The organism is uncultured Candidatus Kuenenia sp., assembly GCF_900696675.1.
GTDB classification, from domain to species: domain Bacteria; phylum Planctomycetota; class Brocadiia; order Brocadiales; family Brocadiaceae; genus Kuenenia; species Kuenenia stuttgartiensis_A.
This window is the reverse complement of record NZ_CAADGZ010000228.1, coordinates 1-2,693: the sequence shown is the minus strand read 5'-3', so window position 1 is coordinate 2,693 and position 2,693 is coordinate 1. Positions and strand designations below refer to the sequence as shown.

At 39.6% G+C, this 2,693-nt stretch carries 6 protein-coding genes; 3 read left to right on the top strand and 3 right to left on the bottom strand.

The genetic code is table 11. From position 1 onward, the window contains the following. Positions 1 to 260: 260 nt before the first annotated feature. From moaC to QZT26_RS17155, 3 genes are all read right to left on the bottom strand, one after another. Positions 261 to 740 (bottom strand): cyclic pyranopterin monophosphate synthase MoaC, encoded by a 480-nt coding sequence (gene moaC / locus QZT26_RS17165; RefSeq protein WP_099327053.1) that lies wholly within the window; start codon positions 738 to 740, stop codon positions 261 to 263. Positions 741 to 803: 63 nt separating this feature from the next. Further along, positions 804 to 1,025 (bottom strand): DUF2683 family protein, encoded by a 222-nt coding sequence (locus QZT26_RS17160; RefSeq protein ID WP_099325675.1) that lies wholly within the window; start codon positions 1,023 to 1,025, stop codon positions 804 to 806. Beyond that, on the bottom strand, positions 1,007 to 1,204 hold the full coding sequence (locus QZT26_RS17155) for a hypothetical protein (protein WP_099325674.1): 198 nt from the start codon (positions 1,202 to 1,204) through the stop codon (positions 1,007 to 1,009). Before QZT26_RS17155 ends, QZT26_RS17160 begins: the two co-directional genes overlap by 19 nt. A gap of 293 nt (positions 1,205 to 1,497) precedes the next feature. Between QZT26_RS17155 and QZT26_RS17150 the strand changes: the two genes are divergently transcribed. From QZT26_RS17150 to QZT26_RS17140, 3 genes are all read left to right on the top strand, one after another. After that, the gene (locus tag QZT26_RS17150; RefSeq protein WP_157820582.1) at positions 1,498 to 1,713 is read left to right on the top strand and encodes a hypothetical protein; all 216 of its coding nucleotides are present in this window, start codon (positions 1,498 to 1,500) and stop codon (positions 1,711 to 1,713) included. Then, the gene (locus QZT26_RS17145; protein ID WP_099325673.1) at positions 1,692 to 2,258 is read left to right on the top strand and encodes a hypothetical protein; all 567 of its coding nucleotides are present in this window, start codon (positions 1,692 to 1,694) and stop codon (positions 2,256 to 2,258) included. The genes QZT26_RS17150 and QZT26_RS17145 overlap by 22 nt, the downstream gene beginning before the upstream one ends. A 104-nt stretch (positions 2,259 to 2,362) precedes the next feature. Continuing rightward, the gene (locus tag QZT26_RS17140) at positions 2,363 to 2,542 is read left to right on the top strand and encodes a hypothetical protein (protein WP_164995527.1); all 180 of its coding nucleotides are present in this window, start codon (positions 2,363 to 2,365) and stop codon (positions 2,540 to 2,542) included. Positions 2,543 to 2,693: the final 151 nt, after the last annotated feature.

Here is a 2,693-nt window from a genome sequence, read left to right as displayed (position 1 = left end):
CGTGGTGATGGCCATCCCGGAAGTGAAGTACTTTGGCGAGGCATGTCACGTTTGGCTGATATTGAAGTTGCTTACGAACTTTACACCACTTAGCCTTCAGCTCAATTGGCCGTACAACTACGGTGCTATTGAAATTTGTGGGTAAAGATTAGGATTTAAGGGGGCGTGTTATAAATTACGCTGAGTAGTCGCATCCGATTCAGCTTTCCGAAATTAGCTGTATACAGTGGTTGAAAAGCAGGAATAAAACCACAAAACGGTCACTGTTTTCCAAAGGTAAAGGTTCCGCTCTTACCGCCGGATTTTTTTACCAGGTGGATATCGCTGATTACCATTTCCTTATCGGCAGATTTGCACATATCATAAATGGTAATTGCGCAGATGGCGGCGGCGGTGATGGCTTCCATTTCAACGCCGGTTTTCCCTGTGACTTTTACTTCTGCAAAAACTTCAATGGTGTCTGCGGCATTGTCTTTGTAATCTATTTTAACGCTGGTAATATTGAGCGGATGGCACATCGGGATAAGCTGAGAAGTTTGTTTTGCCGCCATAATTCCGGCAATTCTTGCAACCTCAAGCACGTCCCCCTTGTGCATTTTTTTATCCATAATAAGGCGGAATGTTTCAGGTTTTGTGGAGATCTTTGCGTGTGCGATAGCTGTCCTGTTGGTATCGTCTTTATTGCCAACGTCTACCATTCTGGAAGCGCCTTGTTCGTCAAAATGTGTGAGTTGTGTCATAGTTTTATTTAATGGAATACTTTTTACAATATATTTTGTCGTGATGGTCAAAATCTATAAATTTTATAAGTTTTGTTCCTGTTCTATCTCGTTGCGCAATTCATCAACGCTGGAAAAGGGGGAAAACTTCCCCCTTTTGTCCAGCGTTTTTATTTTTTTTATGTACTCTGGGCGAACCTCATGCAAGTCATTACTTATGTCTTCAATTTCATTGTCTATTACAATTAATTTGGATTTTATGAATTCCAGGTCTTTTTGAATTTTTGCTAATATATTAGTAGACATCTGCGTTCCTCTTCATGTTGAATATTTTGAATTTTATCTTCAAGCATTTTTACTTTTGCGGACAATGCTGCAATCGCATTCTGCTGCTCCTGAATAACCTTTACACAAACCGCAGTGATGTCCATGGAATTCAGATGCGATGAGATGATAGGAGATGATAGAAAATTGCTTTTTTCCATCCGGCAGTCAGTTTAGCAAAAACAAAGAAAATTACAAGTTCTTTTGTTTTATCAGCTCTAACCAACATCGAGCCTGTCATTGTCATCCATTGGATACACCTGATATACGTATCTTTTCAGATTGATTATATTTTTTTGTTTTACTATAATCACCTACAATTATCATGGGATTCGCGGATAGGTTTATCCGGTATGGTAAGGTACTTCTTTGCCGATAAGATATTTTTTGGTAGCGGCGGATTTTATGCCTGTGGTAGTTTTAAGAGGCGTTGTTATCTGTTTGGGAGTTAAATATGAACTTAAAAGAGCGCCTGAATCATAAGCTGTATATTCAAGTACTTCGTCAAATGTCACCTGAAAAAAGGTTACTTAAGGCATTTGAATTATCTGAATTTACCAGGCAACTATTTATTCATGGATTGCAGAAAAGATTTCCGCATCTTTCAGATGAGGAATTTCAAAAAATACTTTTGAAACGTATCGATAAGTGTCACAACAGGAATTATTAAAAAAGGTTATTCAGGCGCTCAAAAACGCCGGAATTCAGTACATGATAACAGGTTCCGTTGCTTCAAGCCTGCAAGGTGAACCACGTTCTACCCACGATATAGATGTAATTGTAGCTATTCAGAAACCGGCGGTAAAGAAACTGATAGAGTCTTTTTCACCGCCTGATTTTTATGCAGATGAAGACAGTATCTGTGATGCAATTAACAAGCAAAAGATGTTCAATATAATTGATGTAAAAGAGGGCGATAAAGTTGATTTCTGGATATTAACCGATGAACCTTTTGACCAATCCCGTTTTTCACGAAGGTATGTCGAGGAAGTTCTTGGGATAAAACTGCAGGTTTCAAAACCTGAAGATACAATCCTGGCCAAACTGAGATGGGCAAAACTTTCAGGCGGCAGTGAAAAACAATTTACCGACGCATTACGAGTTTATGAGGTACAATTTGGAAAACTTGATATGAATTATATGGAATATTGGGTAAAGAAATTAGGCGTTGAACCACTATGGAAACAGCTAAAGAACGAGGCTGAAATAACATAGGGGGGAGAGGAGCATTTCCGATTTTTTGTAACCGTTTGTGTGATTAGGGGAAAACAACGCTGTCAGGGGTTAATACTACTGTACGTTTCATTAAAACATGGCAGATGTGTCGCAAAAAACCGGGAATGCATCTGTATCAACCCCACAAGGGCATTAAAGCAGCAAGGGATGTGGCAAGCCTGTCCCCCGCTGGCGGGGGATTAAGGGTGTGGAATTGTCTGCGGAGCGTGGGAAAGAGGGGCAAAATTGTTTTCATAAATAAAGGGGTAGTTGAATCGATGTAGAAATTCAGTCCACCCCCTGCACCCCATAAGCGCTAACTTGTTTTAGGTATGCTCGAAGTATTTTGATATCTGTGTTTTTCGGATTCTTGTATTTTCTGCTAAAGAACAAGCAATGTCATTCCAGCACTTAAGAACTTCCTGTAATGATAAC

Excerpts from the sequence above, each read along its gene's own strand:
- moaC (WP_099327053.1), bottom strand. The coding sequence starts at position 740 with ATGACACAACTCACACATTTTGACGAACAAGGCGCTTCCAGAATGGTA.
- QZT26_RS17160 (WP_099325675.1), bottom strand. The coding sequence starts at position 1,025 with ATGTCTACTAATATATTAGCAAAAATTCAAAAAGACCTGGAATTCATA.
- QZT26_RS17155 (WP_099325674.1), bottom strand. The coding sequence starts at position 1,204 with ATGGAAAAAAGCAATTTTCTATCATCTCCTATCATCTCATCGCATCTG.
- QZT26_RS17150 (WP_157820582.1), top strand. The coding sequence starts at position 1,498 with ATGAACTTAAAAGAGCGCCTGAATCATAAGCTGTATATTCAAGTACTT.
- QZT26_RS17140 (WP_164995527.1), top strand. The coding sequence starts at position 2,363 with ATGTGTCGCAAAAAACCGGGAATGCATCTGTATCAACCCCACAAGGGC.